Source organism: Pseudomonas sp. R2-60-08W (genome assembly GCF_003852335.1).
Taxonomy (GTDB): Bacteria; Pseudomonadota; Gammaproteobacteria; order Pseudomonadales; family Pseudomonadaceae; genus Aquipseudomonas.
This window is the reverse complement of the sequence record NZ_CP027731.1, coordinates 5,302,698-5,321,249: the sequence shown is the minus strand read 5'-3', so window position 1 is coordinate 5,321,249 and position 18,552 is coordinate 5,302,698. Positions and strand designations below refer to the sequence as shown.

The following is an 18,552-nucleotide window of genomic DNA, read 5'->3' as shown; positions in this document are numbered from 1 at the left end:
CACGGCGGGTGCCCATTGGACGTAAGTCTAGGTTGGTGAAACCCACGCAAAACTAAGGAAAAACCTTACATGACTATCGTCCAAAACCCGTAGAACACCCACTAGGCAAACTTTCCGACGAAGTGCACATTGTTCGCCCTCCCGCAGATGTCTGACGAGTGTGCTGCGAGATTGATGAGAATTGCTGAGAACTGTATGTCCGACCACGATATTTTGAGTGATGCCGAGCGCGAGGCGCTTAGCGCCGTGATGCTGGAGCCCGATTTACCGCCCCAACGTGTATTGATCGTGGACGACGACAAGGATGCGCGTGAATTGCTGGCGGAAATCCTCGGGCTGAACGGCATTCGCTGCATGACGGCTGACGGTGGTGAGGAAGCATGGGAATTGTTGAATTCCACCAGCTCCATCGGTTTGCTGATCACCGACCTGCGCATGGCACCGAGCAACGGTTTGGAACTGATCCGAAAAGTGCGCGAGTCGACCCGCGCGGCGTTGCCGATCATCATCATGTCGGGGGACGCCGAAGCGCCGGATGTAATCGATGCCATGCACTTGAGCGTGGTGGATTTTTTGCTCAAGCCGATTGATAGCGCGAAGTTGGCGAAGTTGGTGAAGCAGGAGTTGGGGATGGTTTCCTGATTCCTTATTGATTGTGCGGGCCTCATCGGGGGCAAGTCGAATCGTCGCACCGCCCCTCCCACACTTTGATTTGTGAACACAGTCAAATGTGGGAGGGGGCTTGCCCCCGATAGCGCCAGTCCAGCCACCGCAACCGCAAATAAAAAGCCCCGATCTTCCGATCAGGGCTTTTTCATTTACAGGCCGTTTTTAGCCTTGAACTCCCGACGCCTGCGGTGCAGCACCGGCTCGGTATACCCGTTCGGTTGCTTGGTCCCTTCAATCACCAACTCCACCGCTGCCTGGAACGCGATGTTGCTGTCGAAATCCGGCGCCAGCGGGCGGTACAACGTATCCCCGGCATTCTGACGGTCTACCACCGGCGCCATGCGCTTGAGGCTTTCCATCACCTGGGCTTCGTTGACGATGCCGTGGCGCAACCAGTTGGCGATGTGCTGGCTGGAGATACGCAGGGTGGCGCGGTCTTCCATCAGGCCGACATCGTTGATGTCCGGCACTTTCGAACAGCCGACGCCCTGGTCGATCCAACGGACGACATAACCCAGGATGCCCTGGGCATTGTTGTCCAGTTCGTTGCGGATTTCTTCGTCAGACCAATCGGTGTTGCTGGCCAGAGGAATAGTCAGGATATCGTCCACGGATGCGCGCTCGCGCTTGGCCAGTTCGGCCTGGCGCGCGAACACGTCAACCTTGTGATAGTGCAGCGCATGCAGCGCAGCCGCGGTGGGCGAGGGCACCCAGGCGGTGTTGGCGCCGGCCAGTGGGTGCGCGATTTTCTGTTCGAGCATCGCGGCCATCAGGTCGGGCATCGCCCACATGCCTTTACCGATTTGCGCACGCCCTTGCAGGCCCGTGCTCAAGCCGATATCGACGTTCCAGTTCTCGTAGGCGCCGATCCATTTTTCCGCTTTCATGGCGGCCTTGCGCACCATCGCGCCAGCTTCCATGGAGGTGTGGATTTCATCGCCGGTGCGGTCGAGGAAGCCGGTGTTGATAAATACCACACGCTCGCTGGCCGCCTTGATGCAGGCCTTGAGGTTGACGGTGGTACGCCGCTCCTCGTCCATGATCCCGACTTTGAGGGTATTGCGCGGCAGGTTCAGCACGTCTTCGATACGGCCGAACAACTCATTGGTGAACGCCGCTTCTTCGGGGCCGTGCATCTTCGGTTTGACGATGTACACCGAACCGGTGCGGCTGTTCTTGCGCGTACTGTTGCCGTTGAGGCTGTGGATCGCCGCCAGGCTGGTAAGCAGGCCGTCGAGGATGCCTTCCGGCACTTCGTTGCCGTCTTTATCGAGGATCGCGTCGATGGTCATCAAGTGGCCAACGTTGCGCACGAACAGCAGCGAACGGCCATGCAGGGTCACGTCGTTGCCATCCACGCCGGTGTAGACGCGGTCGGGGTTCATGGTGCGGGTGAAGGTCTTGCCGCCCTTGGCCACTTCTTCGGCCAGGTCGCCCTTCATCAGGCCGAGCCAGTTGCGGTAGATCACGACTTTGTCGTCGGCGTCCACAGCGGCGACGGAATCTTCGCAGTCCATGATGGTGGTCAGCGCGGCTTCCATCAGCACGTCTTTGACGCCGGCCGCGTCGGTCTGGCCGACCGGGGTGCTGGCGTCGATCTGGATCTCGAAGTGCAGGCCGTTGTGCTTGAGCAGAATCGCAATCGGCTCGGCCGCAGGGCCCTGGAAACCGATCAACTGCGCGTCGTCACGCAGGCCGCTGTTGCTGCCGCCCTTGAGGCTGACGATCAGCTTGCCGTCGACGATCTTGTAGCCGGTGGAATCAAAGTGGCTGCCCGCACTGAGCGGCGCGGCTTCGTCGAGGAACGCACGGGCGAAGGCAATGACCTTGTCACCGCGCACTTTGTTATAGCCCTTGCCCTTTTCCGCGCCGTTGGCTTCGCTGATGGCGTCGGTGCCATACAGCGCGTCATACAGCGAACCCCAGCGCGCATTCGAGGCGTTGAGGGCGAAGCGGGCGTTCATCACCGGCACCACCAGCTGAGGGCCGGCCATGCGCGCGATTTCATCGTCGACGTTTTGGGTCGAGGCCTGGAAGTCTGCGGCTTCTGGCAGCAGGTATCCGATGTCTTGCAGGAAGGCTTTGTAGGCCACCGGGTCGTGGGCCTGGCCGGCATGGGTCTGGTGCCAGGTATCGATCCGCGCCTGGAAGTCGTCGCGTTTGGCGAGTAGGGCTTTGTTCTTCGGGGCCAGGTCGTGGATGACCTTGTCGGCGCCGGCCCAGAACTGGTCGGCAGTGATGCCGGTACCGGGAATGGCTTCGTTGTTCACGAAGTCGAACAGGACTTTGGCGACCTGCAGGCCACCGACTTGAACGTGTTCAGTCATTGCTTGCCTCACTCTGCGGAGCTTATGCGCTTTTTCAGATTTTCATTATGTAGTGCACGGTTGGGCATACTACATGATGACTTGCGGTTGTGAAAATTAGACTAAATACGTCGTTTAGCGACCCACTTTGGTCGTACGGTCACAGCGGAGAACCGGATGTTCTCAAAAAACTATTGGATTGTTCCAGATAAATATAAAAATGGTACACGATTTGTTTTCAAGGGCTCGCGGGTCCACCTTGTAGATTGAATTCCAGAGGGCTTCGCCATGGACCATCTTGTACTCACAATTATCGCCGCCGACAAACCCGGCCTGGTTGAGCGCATCGCGCAAAATATTGCCGCCCACGGTGGCAACTGGCTGGAAAGCCGCATGGCCCATATGGCCGGGCAGTTTGCCGGGATCCTGCGTGTCAGCGTTCCTACGGAAAGCCGTCAGGCATTGGTGGGGGCGCTGGAGGATTTATCCACACACGGCATTCGCGTGCTGGTGGGTGAAGGCAGTTCCGGGCAGGCGTCGACTTCAAAACCGATTGTGATGACCCTGGTGGGCAATGACCGCTCGGGCATCGTGCGTGAGATCACTGCGCTGTTGAGCCAGCAGGGCGTTAACCTGGAACGCTTGAGCACCGATGTGCGCCCGGCGCCGATGAGCGGCGATCCGCTGTTCAACGCCGAGGCCTTGCTGCAGGTGCCGTCGACGTTATCCCTGGATACGTTGCAGGCCTCCCTGGAAACCCTGGCGGATGATCTGATGGTGGAACTGCGCGCCGACGAATAATCATGCACAAGGTTATGCATGGAAATCTTGCATGGGCCTGTGGATAACCTGTAGAGACCCGTCGCCAAGCCACGCCGACCGGGCCTCTTTGCCGCCTGAGCAAAAAACGAACAGTTTCAAGGGCTTGTGCACAAATGGCGGGGATCAGGTTGTGGATAACCTTGGGGTGAATCGCTGCAAGCCACGAAGGCCGTGGCTTGCAAGGGTTTGTACGTTATTTGATCAGCGTTTGCGCACGGTCAGCCAGGCGTCCAGGCTGTAGATAACCAGGCCGGCCCAGATGAAGGCGAAGGCGATCAACGTACTGGGCGCCAGATGTTCGCCGAACAGCAGCACGGCTTCCAACAGCACCAGCGTGGGCGCGACGTACTGTAGAAAGCCCAGTGCGGTGTAGGGCAAATGCCGTGCGGCGGCGTTGAAACACACCAGCGGGACCAGCGTGACTGGCCCGGCCGCCACCAGCCACCAGGCCTCGGAGGTGCTCCAGAAAGCCAGTTGTGCACTGTGCGCCGTCGGGTTGAACAGCAACCACGCGATGGCAATCGGTACCAGCATCCAGGTTTCCACCACCAGCCCCGGCAGCGCTTTGACCGGCGCCTGCTTGCGGATCAGGCCATAGAAGCCAAACGTCAGCGCCAACACCAATGACACCCACGGCAAGCTGCCGACCTGCCACACCTGTTGCGCCACACCGACCGCCGCCAAACCCACGGCCACCCATTGCAGACGGCGCAGGCGTTCGCCGAGCAGGAGCATGCCGAGCAGCACATTCACCAGCGGGTTGATGTAGTAACCCAGGCTCGCTTCAAGCATGCGCCCCGTGTTCACCGACCACACGTAGGTCAGCCAGTTGGCGGCGATCAGCGAGCCACTGAGGGCGAGGATCGCCAGGCGTTTGGGGTTGTCGCGCAGCTCGCGAAACCAGCCTGGGTGTTTCCACACCATCAACAGCAAACCGCCGAACAGCGCCGACCACAGCACGCGATGCACGATGATCTCGGCGGCGGGCACACTGGCTATGGCTTTGAAATAGAGCGGGAACAGACCCCAGATGACATAGGCACTCAGGCCCAGGATGTACCCCTTGCGAGGGTTGGCGGCGTGCATTGCAGAATCCTTGCTTAGGCAGCTAACAAAGGGCGATTGTAATTGGGTTTTTCGATCGTTCCCACGCTCCGCGTGGGAATGCCGATTTGGACGCTCTGCGTCTGCTCTTGAATGTGTAACGCAGAGCGTCACCCGATGCATTCCCACGCGGAGCGTGGGAACGATCAGCGATCAGCGGTCAGAACAGTTTCAGCGGCTCTTCATTGAGCGCCGACAACTGCTCACGCAACGCCAGCACCTGGTCGCCCCAATAGCGCTCGCTGCCAAACCACGGGAAGCTGTGGGGAAATGCCGGGTCTTCCCAGCGTCGCGCCAGCCAGGCGCTGTAGTGCATCAGGCGCAGGGCGCGCAAGGGTTCGATCAGGGCCAGTTCCCGTGGGTCGAAGTCGTGAAATTCCTGGTAGCCGTCCATCAATTCCGACAGTTGGCCCAGGCATTCCTGGCGGTCACCCGCGAGCATCATCCACAGGTCCTGCACCGCCGGGCCCATGCGGCAGTCATCCAGGTCGACGATGTGGAACATCTCGTCGCGGCACATCATGTTGCCGGGGTGGCAGTCGCCGTGCATGCGAATGTTCTTGTGCGGGGTGGCCTTGTAGACCTCTTCCACACGCTTGAGCAGGTCGCGGGCCACGGACTCGTAGGCCGGCAACAGGCTCTTGGGAATGAAGTTGCCTTCGAGCAACGTGGTCAGGGAGTCGTGACCGAAGTTCTTCACGCCGAGCGCTTCGCGGTGTTCGAACGGGCGGGTGGAACCCACGGCATGCAAACGCCCGAGCAATTGCCCGAGGCGATAGAGCTGATCGAGGTTACCCGGCTCCGGCGCCCGGCCGCCACGGCGTGGAAACAGAGTGAAGCGGAAACCCTGGTGCTCGAACAGGCTTTCGCCGTTGTGGATCAGTGGGGCGACCACCGGTACTTCGCAGTCAGCCAGTTCGAAGGTGAAACGGTGCTCTTCCAGGATCGCTTCGTTGGTCCAGCGCTGGGGCCGGTAGAACTTGGCGATCAGCGGTTCGGAGTCTTCGATGCCCACCTGATACACGCGGTTTTCGTAGCTGTTGAGCGCCAATACACGGGCGTCGCTGAGAAAGCCGATGCTTTCGACGGCGTCGAGCACCAGGTCGGGAGTGAGTGTTTCAAACGGGTGGGCCATGCGAACTCCTGCGCGCAGCAGGGCGCCGCGTCCGGCCGGGTATGGTAACGCACCGGGCTTGAGATAGGTGGGGGCTGTGCTATCGCCATCGGGGGCAAGCCCCCTCCCACACTTGAATGTATCCGCAGTTCAAAATGTGGGAGGGGGCTTGCCCCGATAGCGTTTTGTCAGGCGCCGACAACTCCACCATCATCACGCCGAATCGCCACCACCGACGAGCGCGGCTTGCCATTCGGCAGGTGCTCCGGCCAGGTCGAGCCCCCGGTTTCACCCGGATGCTGAATGCCCACGAACAGGGTTTTCTGATCCGGCGAAAAGCTGATCCCGGTCACTTCACACGCCACCGGCCCGACCATGAACCGGCGGATTTCTCCAGTAGTTGGGTCTGCGCAGAGCATCTGGTTATTGCCCATGCCGGCGAAGTCGCCCGCGTTGCTGTAATCGCCGTCGGTGAGGATCCACAGGCGGCCGGCCTTGTCGAAACCCAGGCCGTCCGGGCTGTTGAACATATTTTGCGGATTGATATTGGACGAGCCGCCCTTCGGCGAGCCCGCGTGCACGCCGGGGTTGCCGGCGACCACGAACAGGTCCCAGGTAAAGTGCGTGGCACCGTGGTTATCGGCGTCGGCTTTCCAACGCAGGATCTGGCCATACACATTCTTTTCACGCGGGTTGGGCCCGCCCACCGGCTGGCCGTCTTCGCCGCGCTTGGCGTTGTTGGTGAGTGTGCAATAGACCTGGCCGTCGGTGGGGCTGACCACGATCCATTCCGCGCGGTCCATGCGCGTGGCTTTCACCACGCTGGCGGCCAAGCGGGCATGGATCAGCACTTCGGCCTGGTTGGCAAAGCCGCTGCTGGCATCGATGCCGTTTTTGCCGTGGGTGAGTTCGACCCATTGGCCTTTGCCCTTGGGGTGATCGGCATCGCCATCGCCCGCGTCGAAGATCGCCACGTACAAAGTGCCGTGATCGAGCAGATCCTTGTTGGCTTTCGGGTTGTTGTGGTCGATCCGATCGCGGCTGACAAACTTGTAGATGAACTCGCCGCGCTCGTCATCGCCCATGTACACCACGGCGCGGCCATCGCGGGTTTCTGCCAGCGCGGCGTTTTCATGCTTGAAGCGGCCCAGGGCGGTGCGCTTGACGGGTGTGGAGTGCGGGTCGAACGGGTCGATTTCTACTACCCAGCCATGGCGGTTGAGTTCGTTGGGGTTCTTGGCCAGGTCGAAGCGCGGGTCGTGGGTGTGCCAGTGGATGTCTTTGCTGGCGGCGACCACGCCATAGCGTTTTTGCCCGGCGTCGAAGCTTTGCTGTGGGTCGCTGCTGCCGAAGCAGTCGGTGAAGTTCTCTTCGCAGGTCAGGTAAGTGCCCCACGGCGTCTTGCCGTTGGCGCAGTTCTGGAAGGTGCCGAGGGCTTTCTTGCCGGTCTTGTCGGCGCGGGTTTTCAACCAGTCGTGGCCGGCGGCGGGCCCGCTCAGGCGGATCGGCGTGTTGCCGTGGATGCGCCGGTTGTAGCGTGAATCCTGGACGAACTGCCAGGTATCGCCCTTGCGCTGTATTTCGATCACCGAAACGCCTTCGCTGGCCAACGCCTTGCGCACGTCTTCGGCCGATTGCGGCGCGCCGCCATGGGCATAGAGGTAGCGGTAGTTGGTGTATTCGTTGTTGATCGCCATCAGTGCGCGGCGGTCGTCACCGGGGAAGGGAAACAGGCTCATGCCGTCGTTGTTGTCGCCGAACTGCTGTTCCTGGGCCTCGGCGGTGCCGTTGCCGCTGGGGTCGAAGGCTGGCGCACGCTTGCTCAAGGGCTGGCCCCAACTGATCAGCACCGAGGCGCTGTAGCCGGGCGGCAGGGTGATGCCGTCGCTGGTAGCCGCGCCGATGCTGGCAAACCCCAGCAACGGGCTGGCAGAAGCGGCGTTCACGGCCAGTGCGCTGCGGCTGAGCAGGTTGCCGCCCAGGAACATCGCAGCGCCGCACAGGGCGCCGGCGCCGATGAAGCGGCGACGGGTGAGGCCGACCATCTGTTCAAGGTCGGTGGCTTGGTTTTCTTCTAATAAGTTCATGTCAGGCTCCCTACGGTTTTTGCAGACACCTTAAGGAGCGCGCGTGACGAAATTGTTGCAGTTTGATGGCGCGTGCCGGCTACACCGGGGTGCCGAGCAATACATTGCCGGGGGCGAATTGCACTTGGATCGGCTGGCCTTGCGCGGCATCGACCGCGGTAAGTGCGGCGGGCTGCGCCAGGGCACACAGCACCTGACCGTTGGGCAGGCCGATGCGCACTTCGCTGGGGCCGTCTTCGGCGTCCAGAATCGTCTCGATCATACCGCTCAGGCAATTGTGTCCAGGTGTTGCGGCTTGCCCGATGGCCAACAATTCCAACCATCCGGCCTTGATCAGGGCAACCACTTCCACGCCAGCCTCAAGCTCCAGCCGTTGCGTGCTGTCGTGGGTGATCTGTGCGTCCAGCTGCAGGCCGCCAGCCAATCGCAGGCGGACTCGGTCATTACGGCCCTGGCGCTCAATGGCGCTGACCTGGCCGTGCAATTGATTGCGCGCACTGGTGCGCAGCATCAGGCGCCCCAGCAGGTTGAAGTCGCGGGCCGCTTCGTCCGTGGCGAGCACTTCAGCTTGCAGCACTTGCAGGCGCTGATAGAGGCGCAGCACGCGCTCACCTTCGGCGGTCAGCCTGGCGCCGCCACCGCCTTTACCGCCGACGCTGCGCTCCACCAGGGGCTTTTGCGCCAGGTTGTTCAGTTCATCGATGGCGTCCCAGGCGGCTTTGTAGCTCAACCCGGCACTTTTGGCGGCGCGGGTGATGGAACCCTGCTCGGCGATATGCCCCAGCAGGGCAATGCGCTGGGGGCGGCGGATGATGTGCTGGCTGAGCGGGGAGGTCAGGGGCATGTGGACACGCTTGGCTGGAATGAGCGGACGTTGCCGCCCAGCGGCACGGGAGTCAAGTCACGCGCCGGGTTTTGGCGTGCGGGCCAGGCAATACACATCGACCTGGCGCGCACCGGCCTGCATCAATAACCGCGCCAGGCTATGGGCGGTGGCGCCGGTGGTCAGTACATCGTCGACCAGCGCCAGGTGACGTCCCTGCACCCAGGCGCCGGGTGCCAGGGCGAAGGCATCGCGCAGGTTGCGCTTGCGCGTCTTGGCGTCGAGGTCTTGTTGCGCAACGGTTTCATGGGGACGTAACAGCAGGTGTTCATCGTAGGGGATGTTCAGGTCGCTGCTGAGCCAGCGCGCCAGCATTGCGGCCTGGTTATAACCCCGCTGGCGCAGACGTTTGGGTGGCATCGGCACCGGCAGCAGGCAATCGGGGCGGCTGAGTTCGGTATTCTCGAACCGGTGGTGCAGGAATCGCCCGAGCAGGCGTCCCAGCAAGTGCCCCAAGGGCCAGCGTGCCTGATGCTTGAACCGGCTGATCAGGCTGTCCACCGGAAAACTGTAGGTCCAGGGCGCGATCACCTGTTTATACGCGGGTGGGTGTTTCTGGCATTGGCCGCAAATCAACCCGTCCATCGGCAAGGGCAGGGCGCACACGTCGCACTGCTCCATCAACCATGGCAGCTCGGTTTCGCAGGCATTGCACACACAATCGACGCTATCAGCCCGTTCATCGCAGATTAAACAGGTTTGTACGCTTTTTAACCAGATGTAAACCTGGTGTTTGTGGATTGGTTGACAGCGCATGAATCTTCCTTAAATATGCCGAGCATCCGTGTCGTACCTGTGGGTATTGCCCTGCCCGCAGCGTTAGCCTAAGCATAATCAAGGAATCGCCCATGAGCGCCAGCACCTCTGCCACCCTGCGTCACGATTGGTCTTTGGCCGAAGTCAAAGCACTGTTCGTGCAGCCGTTCAATGACCTGTTGTTCCAGGCGCAGACCGTGCACCGCGCGCATTTCGACGCCAACCGCGTGCAGGTATCCACCCTGCTGTCGATCAAAACTGGCGCGTGCCCGGAAGATTGCAAATATTGTCCACAGTCGGGTCACTACAACACCGGCCTGGAAAAAGAAAAACTGATGGAAGTGCAAAAGGTCCTCGAAGAGGCCGCGCGCGCCAAGGCCATCGGTTCGACGCGTTTCTGCATGGGCGCCGCATGGAAGCATCCTTCGGCCAAAGACATGCCCTACGTGCTGGAGATGGTCAAAGGCGTGAAGGCCATGGGCCTGGAAACCTGCATGACCCTCGGCCGTCTCGATCAGGACCAGACCGCCGCGCTGGCCCAGGCTGGCCTTGATTACTACAACCACAACCTGGATACCTCGCCGGAATTCTACGGGTCGATCATCACCACGCGCACCTACGGCGAGCGTCTGCAAACCCTGGCCTACGTGCGTGAGTCGGGGATGAAAATCTGCTCGGGCGGCATCCTTGGCATGGGCGAGTCCCTGGATGACCGTGCCAACCTGCTGATCCAACTGGCCAACCTGCCGGAGCATCCGGAGTCGGTGCCGATCAACATGCTGGTCAAGGTGGCCGGTACGCCGCTGGAAAATGCCGACGACATCGACCCGTTCGACTTCATCCGCATGCTGGCGGTGGCGCGCATCCTGATGCCGCAATCCCATGTGCGCCTGTCGGCTGGGCGTGAGGCGATGAACGAGCAGATGCAGGCGCTGGCGTTCTTTGCTGGCGCCAACTCCATCTTCTACGGCGACAAGCTGCTGACCACCGCCAACCCGCAGGCGGACAAGGACATGCAATTGTTCTCGCGCCTGGGCATCTTGCCGGAAGCCCGCGAGGAGCACGCTGATGAAGTGCATCAGGCGGCCATTGAACAGGCGTTGGTGGAGCAGAAAAGCAGCGAACAGTTCTACAACGCCGCTGTTTGACTGAAACCAAATCCCAATGTGGGAGGGGGCAAGCCCCCTCCCACAGTTTTGACCGAGTTGACCCTGCATGTCTTTCGATCTCGCCGCGCGCCTCGCTGCCCGCCGTGCCGAACACCTTTACCGTCAACGCCCTCTGCTGCAGAGCCCTCAGGGCCCGGAAGTGGTGGTGGACGGCAAGCCGTTGCTCGCCTTCTGCAATAACGACTACCTGGGCCTGGCCAACCATCCGCAGGTGATCGAGGCCTGGCGCGTCGGTGCGTCCCGCTGGGGCGTGGGCGGTGGTGCGTCGCACTTGGTGGTGGGCCACGCCACGCCGCACCATGCGTTGGAAGAAGCACTGGCCGACCTGACCGGGCGCCCGCGTGCGTTGCTGTTTACCACCGGCTACATGGCCAACCTCGGTGCGGTCACGGCGTTGGTGGGGCCGGGCGATACGGTGCTGGAAGACCGTCTCAACCATGCGTCGTTGCTGGATGCCGGCTTGTTGTCGGGGGCCCGTTTCAACCGCTACCTGCATAACGATGCCGCCAGCCTGGCCAAGCGCCTGGAGAAAGCCTGCGGTAACACGCTGGTGGTGACCGATGGCGTATTCAGCATGGATGGCGACCTGGCCGATCTGCCGGCGCTGGCCCGTGAAGCCAAGGCCAAAGGTGCCTGGTTGATGGTGGATGACGCCCACGGCTTTGGCCCGCTGGGGGCCAATGGCGCGGGCATCGTCGAACATTTCGGCCTGAGTCTGGAGGACGTGCCGGTGCTGGTCGGCACCCTGGGCAAAGCGTTCGGCACCGCCGGGGCCTTTGTGGCGGGCAGTGAAGAACTGATCGAAAGCCTGATCCAATTCGCCCGCCCGTACATCTACACCACCAGCCAGCCGCCGGCTTTGGCCTGCGCCACCCTGAAAAGCCTCGAGCTGCTGCGCAGCGAGCATTGGCGCCGCGAGCACCTCAACGCGTTGATTCGCCAGTTTCGCCAGGGCGCCGAACAGCTCGGCCTGGCGCTGATGGACAGTTTTACCCCGATCCAGCCGATCCTGATTGGCGACAGCGCGCGCGCCCTGCGCCTGTCGCACATGCTGCGCGAGCGCGGGTTGATGGTGACCGCGATCCGCCCGCCCACTGTGCCCGCCGGCAGTGCTCGTTTGCGCGTGACATTGACGGCGGCCCACAGCGCGGCGCAGGTGCAGCTATTGTTAAACGCGTTGGAGGCGTGTTTCCGTTTGTTGAACGCCATGGAGCCCGAACATGCGTGACCGACTGGTATTGCTGCCCGGCTGGGGCCTGGGGGTGTCGCCGCTGGAGCCGCTGGCTGCGGCGTTGCACGGCTTGAATGAACACCTGCAGGTGCAGGTCGAGCCCTTGCCGGCACTGGACGGCAGCGAACTGGCCGAATGGCTCGACGAACTGGATGCCACGCTGCCGGACAATGTCTGGCTCGGCGGCTGGTCCCTCGGCGGCATGCTCGCCTCAGAGCTGGCGGCGCGACGCGGCGAGCGTTGCTGCGGTTTGCTTACCCTGGCGAGCAATCCGTGTTTTGTCGCCCACGCTGATTGGCCCCATGCCATGCCCGCTGAAACATTCGACGCGTTCCTCGCCGGCTGCCACGCGGATTCCCAGGTCACCCTCAAGCGCTTTGGCCTGTTGTGCGCCAAAGGCGCCGCCGACCCACGCGGGCTGTCGCGGCTGCTGGTCAGTGGAGCACCGAACACGGCGCCCAGCGTGTTGATGCCCGGCCTGGAGTTGCTCGCCCAACTGGACACCCGCGCCGCCTTGCAGGCCTTTCGCGGGCCACAGCTGCATCTGTTTGCCGGCCTGGACGGGCTGGTGCCGGCCGAAGCCGCCAGTGACCTGCTGGCGCTGCTGCCCGATGTGGAGATCGGCCTGATTGAACAGGCCGGTCACGCTTTTCTTCTGGAAGACCCCCACGGTGTGGCGGGGGCCATCCAGGCTTTTTTGCATGAGTATGCTGATGACTGATCTATCCCATCCTCCTCTGCCGGGCGCCTTGCCGGACAAGCGTCAGGTGGCCGCGTCGTTCTCTCGAGCCGCCGCCAGTTACGACAGCGTGGCCGAGTTGCAGCGGGCGGTCGGGCACGCACTGCTCGCTCGGCTGCCGATGGGCCGTGCGCCCCAGCGCTGGCTCGACCTGGGCTGCGGCACGGGCTATTTCAGCCGTGCACTGGCTGAGCGCCTGCCGGCCGGCCAAGGCACGGCGCTGGATATTGCCGAGGGCATGCTCAACCATGCGCTGCCTTTGGGCGGCGCGCAGCACTTCGTCGCGGGGGATGCGGAACGCCTGCCGCTGAAGGCCGACAGCTTCGAGCTGATCTTCTCCAGCCTGGCGGTGCAGTGGTGTGCGAATTTCGATGCGGTCCTCAGTGAAGCGTTTCGCGTGCTGCAACCGGGCGGCGTGCTGGCCTTCGCCAGCCTGTGCGTAGGCACGCTGGATGAGCTGCGCGAAAGCTGGCGCGCGGCGGATGGCCTGGTTCACGTCAACCGCTTCCGCACCTTCGAGGCGTATCAACAGCTGTGCGCCGCCAGTGGTTTTCGGGTGGCGAGCCTGGAGCGGCGGGCCCATGTACTGCATTACCCGGACGTACGCAGCCTGACCCACGAATTGAAAGCCTTGGGCGCGCATAACCTCAACCCAGGGCGCCCGGGAGGGTTGACCGGCCGTGCGCGAATCGCGGCATTGATCCAGGCTTACGAGCAGTTCCGTCGGGCCCAGGGCCTGCCCGCCACCTATCAAGTGGTGTACGCCGTACTGGAGAAACCGCTATGAGCGCCGCTTATTTCATCACCGGTACCGACACCGATGTGGGCAAGACCACCATCGCTGCCGGCCTGCTGCATGCTGCGCGTCAAGCCGGCAAAAGCACGGCGGCGGGAAAGCCCGTGGCCTCGGGCTGCCAGGTAACGCCCAAGGGGTTGCGCAATGCCGATGCCCTGGCGCTGCTCGCCGAATGTTCGTTGCCCTTGACGTATGCCGAGGTCAACCCGGTGGCGTTCGAACCGGCGATTGCACCGCATCTGGCCGCCCGTGAGGCAGGTGTCGCGCTCACAGTGCAGTCGCTGCTCAAGCCGATGCAACGGATCCTGGCGCACCAAGCGGACTTCACGTTGATCGAAGGCGCGGGCGGTTGGCGTGTGCCCCTGGCCGACCAGGCCAATCTGTCGGACCTGGCCATTGCGCTCAAGCTGCCGGTGATTCTGGTGGTGGGGGTTCGGCTGGGGTGTATCAGCCACGCGTTGCTCACGGCCGAAGCGATCGCACGAGATGGTCTGTCGCTGGCCGGTTGGGTGGCCAATATCATCGATCCGAAGACCTCTCGTCTGGAAGAGAACCTCGCCACCTTGGCCGAGCGTTTGCCGGCGCCTTGCCTGGGGCGAGTGCCCAAACTCAAGCACGCCGGGGCAGCCGCGGTGGCCGCCTACCTGGAAATGGACCTGCTTGACTGATTTTGGCTATCGCTAAGGCAATATGCCATTAGTGTTTTTAGCGAGCCTTTTGCCAGGATGTCTGGTTCAATTGGCTATCACGATTCTCTAAAGGCAGGCTTGCGCCATGGAAATCTCTGGAAGCAGCGCGTTTTATTCGGGCCTGAGCACCATTCAGGCCGGGCAGAGCCGTGTCGACCAGGCCGCCGGCAACATTGCCAGCGCCGCGACCACCCAGCCATCGGCCGCGCAGAGCGACCGCCTGCAAGCCAACGATCGTGCCCAGGCATCCAATTCGGCGAGCAATATGGTCGAAATGGCCCAGGGCAAGTTTCAAGTGGAGCTGGGGGCAAAAGTTGCCAAGGCTTCGGACGAAATGCTCGGTACGTTGATCGATACCTACGCCTGACTCTCTCGCTGCATGCCATTTAAAAATGTGGGAGGGGGCTTGCCCCCGATAGCGGTCTATCAGTCAGCTTATTCATAGCTGACCTACCGCCATCGGGGGCAAGCCCCCTCCCACATTTGTTCCGTGCCCTCCCGCCGAACTCCTACACTTCTTGATCTGTGGCATCACGCCACAGGCTTTGCCGTGCGCGCCATTGACCCGTATCAAGACAAACGGCATCGGGCCGACGCTTGACAACCCCAGGTCGTAAACGTATGTTTCAAACACCTGTTTGACCGCCATCACACATCCACGCGGTTGTTCATCCCAGATACATCAGCAGAGGTTTATCGCTATGCCTGACTACAAGGCCCCCTTGCGTGATATTCGCTTCGTGCGTGACGAACTGCTCGGCTATGAAGCGCACTATCAGAGCCTGCCGGCTTGCCAGGACGCTACGCCGGACATGGTCGACGCCATTCTGGAAGAAGGCGCCAAGTTCTGTGAGCAAGTGCTGGCACCGTTGAACCGCGTGGGTGACATCGAAGGGTGTACCTGGAGCGAGTCAGGCGTTAAAACCCCAGCAGGTTTCAAAGAAGCCTATAAACAGTTCGTCGAAGGCGGCTGGCCGAGCCTGGCTCACGATGTGGCGCACGGCGGCCAAGGTCTGCCGGAGTCCCTGGGCCTGGCGGTGAGTGAAATGGTCGGCGAAGCCAACTGGTCGTGGGGCATGTACCCAGGCCTGTCCCATGGCGCGATGAACACCATTTCCGAGCATGGCACGCCCGAGCAGCAAGACGCCTACCTGACCAAACTGGTCTCGGGCGAGTGGACCGGCACCATGTGCCTGACCGAACCGCACTGCGGCACCGACCTGGGCATGCTGCGCACCAAGGCCGAACCCCAGGCTGACGGTTCCTACAAAGTCTCCGGCACCAAGATCTTCATCTCGGCCGGTGAACACGACATGGCCGACAACATCGTCCACATCGTCCTGGCGCGCCTGCCGGATGCACCGGCTGGCACCAAAGGTATCTCGTTGTTCATCGTGCCCAAGTTCCTGCCCAACGCCGATGGTTCGGTGGGCGAGCGCAACGCGGTGACCTGTGGCTCCCTGGAGCACAAGATGGGTATCCACGGTAACGCCACCTGCGTGATGAACTTCGACGCGGCTACCGGTTACCTGATCGGCCCGGCGAACAAAGGCCTGAACTGCATGTTCACCTTTATGAACACCGCGCGTCTGGGGACTGCGCTGCAAGGCCTGGCCCACGCCGAAATCGGCTTTCAGGGCGGCCTCAAATATGCGCGTGATCGCTTGCAGATGCGCTCCCTGACCGGCCCGAAAGCGCCGGACAAAGCCGCCGACCCGATCATCGTGCACCCCGATGTACGCCGCATGCTGCTGACCATGAAAGCCTTCGCCGAAGGCAACCGTGCGATGGTGTACTTCACCGCCAAGCAAGTGGACATCGTCAAGTACGGCACCGATGACGAAGCCAAGAAACAGGCTGATGGCCTGCTGGCCTTCATGACCCCGATCGCCAAGGCGTTCATGACCGAAGTCGGTTTCGAGTCCGCCAACCACGGCGTGCAGATCTACGGCGGCCACGGGTTCATCGCTGAGTGGGGCATGGAGCAGAACGTTCGCGACAGCCGTATTTCGATGCTGTACGAAGGCACCACCGGCATTCAGGCGCTGGACCTGCTCGGTCGTAAAGTGCTGATGACCCAAGGCGAAGCGCTGAAGGGCTTCACCAAGATCGTCCACAAGTTCTGCCAGGCCAACGAAGGCAATGACGCGGTCAAAGAGTTCGTTACACCGCTGGCGGCGCTGAACAAAGAGTGGGGCGAGCTGACCATGAAGGTCGGCATGGCCGCGATGAAAGACCGTGAAGAAGTCGGTGCCGCCTCGGTGGACTACCTGATGTACTCCGGTTACGCGTGCCTGGCTTACTTCTGGGCCGACATGGCCCGCCTGGCCGCTGAAAAACTGGCTGCTGGCACCACCGAAGAGGCGTTCTACACCGCCAAGCTGCAGACCGCGCGCTTCTACTTCCAGCGCATCCTGCCGCGCACCCGCACCCACGTGGCAACCATGCTGTCGGGCGCGAGCAACCTGATGGACATGAAAGAAGAAGACTTCGGCCTGGCTTACTAAGCTGCACCGGGATCTTCCAAAACCGCCGCCCTAAGGGGCGGCGGTTTTTTTTCGCCAGTTGTAATGCCACGAGCCTGAGAGTGTTAATGCGATCCCCTGTGGGAGGGGGCTTGCTCCCGATAGCGGTGTATCAGTCAGCCCCTTTGTAGCTGACCCACCGCTATCGGGAGCAAGCCCCCTCCCACATTCGGTCACTGTCGGCCATAAAAATGCGCTCTGGCATTAAGGGATTACCAGCCGGTGCCGTTACAGTGATGGCAATGTGATACATGCCGGACGAGTTGTGGTTAACTGGTCGCGCAGGGGCACTATGCCATCATTTTTTGCGGGTCGGAGTTTTACCCTTGTCACGCGTGTCTGCTGTACGGTTCAGCCATTTCCTGCCCTCGTTGCTGCTGTTGCTGGCCGGGCTCTCGGCTGCGTATCTCAAAGACCTCAACGTCTTCTTCACCTCGCTGTTCAACGTGCTGCCAACCTTGGTGCTGTTGCTCGGCGGTGCGTACTGCGCGGTGTACCGGCGCCAGCGTGAGCTGTTCCTGATGATCACGGTGTATGTCGCTTATTTCCTGCTCGACACCCAGACCGATTTCTACCGCGATAATGGCCGCGTGCGCGAAGACGCCGCCGTGGTGTTTCACCTGTGCTGCCTGCTGCTGCCCTTGTTGTTCAGCGTGTATGCGCTGTGGCAGGAAAAGACCCACCTGTTCCGCGACTTCGTCGCACGTTGCGCGGTGTTGCTTGCCGTCGGCAGCGTGGCGCTGGCGCTGGAGCAAAGTTATCCCCAGGGCGTGCTGGACTGGTTGGCTGAAATTCGCTGGCCGGTGCTGCATGGCGCCTGGATGAGCCTGATCCAGCTGTCATACCCGATGTTTCTGATCGGCTTTCTCACCCTGGCCGCCCAGTACTGGTATCAGCCGCGCCCGCTGCACGCCGCGCAACTGGTGGGGTTGCTGGGGATGTTCTGGATGCTGCCGCAAACCTTCATCCTGCCGTTTACCCTCAACATCATGTGCAGCCAGGTCATGCTGATGATCGCTGCCGGTGTGGCGCACGAGGCGTATCAAATGGCGTTTCGCGATGAGCTGACCGGCTTGCCGGGGCGCCGCGCCCTTAACGAGCGCATGCAGCGGCTGGGGCGCAACTACGTGCTGGCGATGGGCGACGTCGACCACTTCAAGCGTTTCAACGACACCCATGGCCATGACGTGGGTGACCAGGTGTTGCGCCTGGTGGCGAGCAAGCTGTCCAAGGTCAACGGCGGCGGGCGCGCCTATCGTTATGGCGGGGAAGAGTTTGCCGTGGTGTTCGCCGGCAAGAGCCTGGATGAATGCTTGCCGCACCTGGAGGAAATCCGCGAGATCATCGCCAACTATGCGATCAAATTGCGCAACCCGGACCGCCCTCCTGACGATCATCAAGGCCGCCAGCGTCGGGCCGGCAGCGGCGCCTCCAGTGTGTCGGTGACCGTCAGCATCGGCGTGGCCGAGCGCCAGGCCGAGCAGCGCAGCCCAGAAGAAGTGCTCAAATCCGCCGACCAGGCGCTCTACGCCGCCAAGGGCGCCGGGCGCAATTGCGTGATCGCGGCCGGGCAGAACCGTCGCGGTGCGGTGCGTATGGAGCGTGCTGCCGGCTGAGTAATGGTGCTGTATTCAGCAGCGCTACAGTGATTGTCCGGGGCGT

General features: G+C 61.9%; 16 protein-coding genes. 10 read left to right on the top strand and 6 right to left on the bottom strand.

Annotated elements, in window-relative coordinates; translation table 11 throughout:
* The first annotated feature begins 195 nt into the window (after window positions 1–195).
* Complete coding sequence (locus C4J90_RS24355) at window positions 196–642, top strand: response regulator (protein WP_124405473.1); 447 nt, start codon at window positions 196–198, stop codon at window positions 640–642.
* A 176-nt stretch (window positions 643–818) separates the two neighbouring features.
* Here C4J90_RS24355 and C4J90_RS24350 read toward each other — a convergent pair whose 3' ends face one another.
* Window positions 819–2,996 (bottom strand): malate synthase G, encoded by a 2,178-nt coding sequence (locus C4J90_RS24350; protein ID WP_124420990.1) that lies wholly within the window; start codon window positions 2,994–2,996, stop codon window positions 819–821.
* A 267-nt stretch (window positions 2,997–3,263) separates the two neighbouring features.
* On the opposite strand from C4J90_RS24350, the gene C4J90_RS24345 reads away from it, so the two are divergent.
* The gene (locus C4J90_RS24345) at window positions 3,264–3,776 is read left to right on the top strand and encodes a glycine cleavage system protein R (protein WP_124420989.1); all 513 of its coding nucleotides are present in this window, start codon (window positions 3,264–3,266) and stop codon (window positions 3,774–3,776) included.
* Window positions 3,777–3,998: 222 nt separating this feature from the next.
* Here C4J90_RS24345 and rarD read toward each other — a convergent pair whose 3' ends face one another.
* From rarD to C4J90_RS24320, 5 genes are all read right to left on the bottom strand, one after another.
* Window positions 3,999–4,883, bottom strand: coding sequence for an EamA family transporter RarD (rarD, locus tag C4J90_RS24340; RefSeq protein WP_124415752.1), 885 nt, complete (start codon window positions 4,881–4,883; stop codon window positions 3,999–4,001).
* A gap of 178 nt (window positions 4,884–5,061) precedes the next feature.
* Window positions 5,062–6,036 (bottom strand): serine/threonine protein kinase, encoded by a 975-nt coding sequence (locus C4J90_RS24335; RefSeq protein ID WP_124364684.1) that lies wholly within the window; start codon window positions 6,034–6,036, stop codon window positions 5,062–5,064.
* Window positions 6,037–6,203: 167 nt separating this feature from the next.
* On the bottom strand, window positions 6,204–8,102 hold the full coding sequence (locus C4J90_RS24330; protein WP_124420988.1) for a PhoX family phosphatase: 1,899 nt from the start codon (window positions 8,100–8,102) through the stop codon (window positions 6,204–6,206).
* Between the two features lie 79 nt (window positions 8,103–8,181).
* Entirely contained in the window at window positions 8,182–8,946 is a 765-nt protein-coding gene (locus tag C4J90_RS24325) for a TOBE domain-containing protein (protein WP_124420987.1), read from the bottom strand.
* A gap of 57 nt (window positions 8,947–9,003) precedes the next feature.
* Complete coding sequence (locus C4J90_RS24320) at window positions 9,004–9,741, bottom strand: ComF family protein (RefSeq protein WP_124420986.1); 738 nt, start codon at window positions 9,739–9,741, stop codon at window positions 9,004–9,006.
* A 92-nt stretch (window positions 9,742–9,833) separates the two neighbouring features.
* Here C4J90_RS24320 and bioB point away from each other — a divergent pair, with 92 nt between their 5' ends.
* The 8 genes from bioB (at window position 9,834) to C4J90_RS24280 (ending at window position 18,506) form a co-directional block, all read left to right on the top strand.
* Complete coding sequence (gene bioB / locus C4J90_RS24315) at window positions 9,834–10,889, top strand: biotin synthase BioB (protein WP_124364680.1); 1,056 nt, start codon at window positions 9,834–9,836, stop codon at window positions 10,887–10,889.
* A 67-nt stretch (window positions 10,890–10,956) separates the two neighbouring features.
* Window positions 10,957–12,138, top strand: coding sequence for an 8-amino-7-oxononanoate synthase (gene bioF / locus C4J90_RS24310; RefSeq protein ID WP_124420985.1), 1,182 nt, complete (start codon window positions 10,957–10,959; stop codon window positions 12,136–12,138).
* Window positions 12,131–12,862, top strand: a complete 732-nt coding sequence (locus tag C4J90_RS24305) for an alpha/beta fold hydrolase (protein WP_124420984.1) — start codon at window positions 12,131–12,133, stop codon at window positions 12,860–12,862. Before bioF ends, C4J90_RS24305 begins: the two co-directional genes overlap by 8 nt.
* Window positions 12,855–13,667, top strand: a complete 813-nt coding sequence (gene bioC, locus C4J90_RS24300) for a malonyl-ACP O-methyltransferase BioC (protein ID WP_124420983.1) — start codon at window positions 12,855–12,857, stop codon at window positions 13,665–13,667. The genes C4J90_RS24305 and bioC overlap by 8 nt, the downstream gene beginning before the upstream one ends.
* Window positions 13,664–14,344, top strand: coding sequence for a dethiobiotin synthase (gene bioD, locus C4J90_RS24295; protein WP_124364676.1), 681 nt, complete (start codon window positions 13,664–13,666; stop codon window positions 14,342–14,344). The genes bioC and bioD overlap by 4 nt, the downstream gene beginning before the upstream one ends.
* 106 nt (window positions 14,345–14,450) lie before the next feature.
* Window positions 14,451–14,732, top strand: coding sequence for a pyrroloquinoline quinone biosynthesis protein PqqE (locus C4J90_RS24290; RefSeq protein WP_124364675.1), 282 nt, complete (start codon window positions 14,451–14,453; stop codon window positions 14,730–14,732).
* Window positions 14,733–15,066: 334 nt separating this feature from the next.
* Window positions 15,067–16,872 carry a phenylacyl-CoA dehydrogenase gene (locus C4J90_RS24285; RefSeq protein ID WP_124368582.1) on the top strand — a complete coding sequence of 602 codons (1,806 nt, stop codon included), beginning with the start codon at window positions 15,067–15,069 and terminating at the stop codon, window positions 16,870–16,872.
* A gap of 344 nt (window positions 16,873–17,216) precedes the next feature.
* The gene (locus C4J90_RS24280) at window positions 17,217–18,506 is read left to right on the top strand and encodes a diguanylate cyclase (protein ID WP_124420982.1); all 1,290 of its coding nucleotides are present in this window, start codon (window positions 17,217–17,219) and stop codon (window positions 18,504–18,506) included.
* The last annotated feature ends 46 nt before the right edge of the window (window positions 18,507–18,552 follow it).